At 69.4% G+C, this 1,840-nt stretch carries 2 protein-coding genes; one reads left to right on the forward strand and one right to left on the reverse strand.

The window, feature by feature from the left end:
* Nucleotides 1-126: 126 nt before the first annotated feature.
* Nucleotides 127-720: a CBS domain-containing protein gene (locus ACYQ0U_RS22625; RefSeq protein ID WP_459976144.1), complete on the reverse strand. Its 594-nt coding sequence runs from the start codon at nucleotides 718-720 to the stop codon at nucleotides 127-129.
* Between the two features lie 150 nt (nucleotides 721-870).
* Here ACYQ0U_RS22625 and ACYQ0U_RS22630 point away from each other — a divergent pair, with 150 nt between their 5' ends.
* Nucleotides 871-1,545, forward strand: coding sequence for a response regulator (locus ACYQ0U_RS22630; protein ID WP_459976143.1), 675 nt, complete (start codon nucleotides 871-873; stop codon nucleotides 1,543-1,545).
* The last annotated feature ends 295 nt before the right edge of the window (nucleotides 1,546-1,840 follow it).

Below are 1,840 nucleotides of genomic sequence, written 5' to 3' on the forward strand. Positions count from 1 at the left end.
AGTGGTGCTGGCCGATGATGCACTCGCTGTGTCCGAATTCCTGCGCGTCCAGCGTCCAGGCCTCCCGGACAGTCGGTCAGGGCCGGACGTCACAGGGCACGGAGACCTTCGGGCAGCGGATCCAGCTCACCGGTCGATGAGGACCTGCATCACGCCTGGCACGGTGCGCGCGACGGTGTGGGCGAGCGAGTGCTCCGCGGCGTCCCGTGGGCCGGTGATGCGAGCCGCGCCCTCGTCAACCTCAACGATCCAGTCCGCGTGTCCGCACGAGCGGAGCAAGTCCGTGATGTCGGCCGCGATGGTCGAGTCTGCCTGGGCGAGGGCGGCGACGATGTCGCTGCGGCTGACCATGCCGACGAGGCGGCGGGCCTCGTCGAGCACGGGCAGACTCTTCGCCCCTGTGACCGCCATGAGGTCTGCGGCCCTGGCGACGTCATCGGCGGGGTGCACCGAGATGACCGACCGGGTGCACACCTCCTCGACCGTCCGCGGCGGTTCGAGCGGCTCCACCATTACGAGACGTTCGTGCGCACGCGGGTCGGTCGGGACGACCTCGGCGATCAGATCGGCCTCGCTCACGATTCCGTAGACCATCCGCGCGTCGTCGAGGACGGGTAGCGCGGTCACGCCGTGCTCGGCCAGGGTGGTCAGGGCACTCTTGATCGTTGTCCGTCGCCTCACCGTGACCGGATCCGTCGTCATCACGTCCCTCACCAGCATCACGGACCACCCCTTCGAGACCGTCGAGGACGGCGTGCCCTCGAACCGACGATCTCCCGAGGCGGGACTTCGTGGCAGGGACGAAGGTCCCGGGGGAGCGGGGGCGATCGACCGAGACCTGCTGCGGTCGGTAAGTCGTACGGTGAGGCCATGGCGGAGTCAGTGGTCGATGCGGGAGGGCGAGACCTCCGGGTCTACCTCCTCGACGACCACGAGCTCACGCGGCGCGGGATCCGTGACCTGCTCCAGGAGAACGGCGGCTTCGAGGTCGTGGGCGAGTCAGGGCTCGCCGAGGTGGCGATCCGCGAGATCCCGCAGCTGCGACCGGACGTGGCCATCCTCGACTGCCGGTTGCCGGACGGGTCCGGCATCGAGGTGTGTCGCGTGGTGCGGTCGGCCGACCCTGCCATCTCGGCCCTGGTGCTGACCTCCTACGACGACGACGAGGCCCTCTTCGCAGCGATCATGGCCGGCGCTTCCGGCTACCTGCTCAAGCAGATCCGAAGTGGTGACTTCGTCGACACCGTGCGCCGGGTGGCGCACGGGCAGTCCATGCTCGACCCCGCGGTGACCGCACAGGTCTTCGAGCGCGTGCGCCGCGGGTCGCCCGAGGTGCCGGCCACCGACCAGCTGACGCCCAAGGAGCAGCAGGTGCTGGACCTCATCGGTGAGGGCCTGACGAACCGCCAGATCGGCAGTCGTCTGGAACTCGCGGAGAAGACGGTCAAGAACCATGTCTCGGGTCTACTCGCCAAGCTCGGGGTCGAGAGCCGCACCCAAGCCGCGATCATCGCCACGCGTCAGCACGACCGCCCGTGGGTCTGACCTCACTGTGACCGTCGCGGCGGAGCACCAGCGCGCCCGCCACCGACCTCGTCGCAGTCGGACCAGGGGTCTGCAGGACAGCACCTCGACCTCACGACTGCCGAAGCACTGCGACGCGGGATCGGCGTCGAGGGAGGGTCACAGCCGACGACCGGTGACCTCGATCGGCTCGACCCGCACGAACAGGTTCCGGACCCCCGCCGGCCAGACCTGCATCTCCATCGCGGCATCTGGCACGTCGTCAGCCGGCACCAGCCGAGCCGTGCCCGTCACGACGACGCTCCACGCCGTACGG

The organism is Nocardioides pyridinolyticus (genome assembly GCF_054653575.1).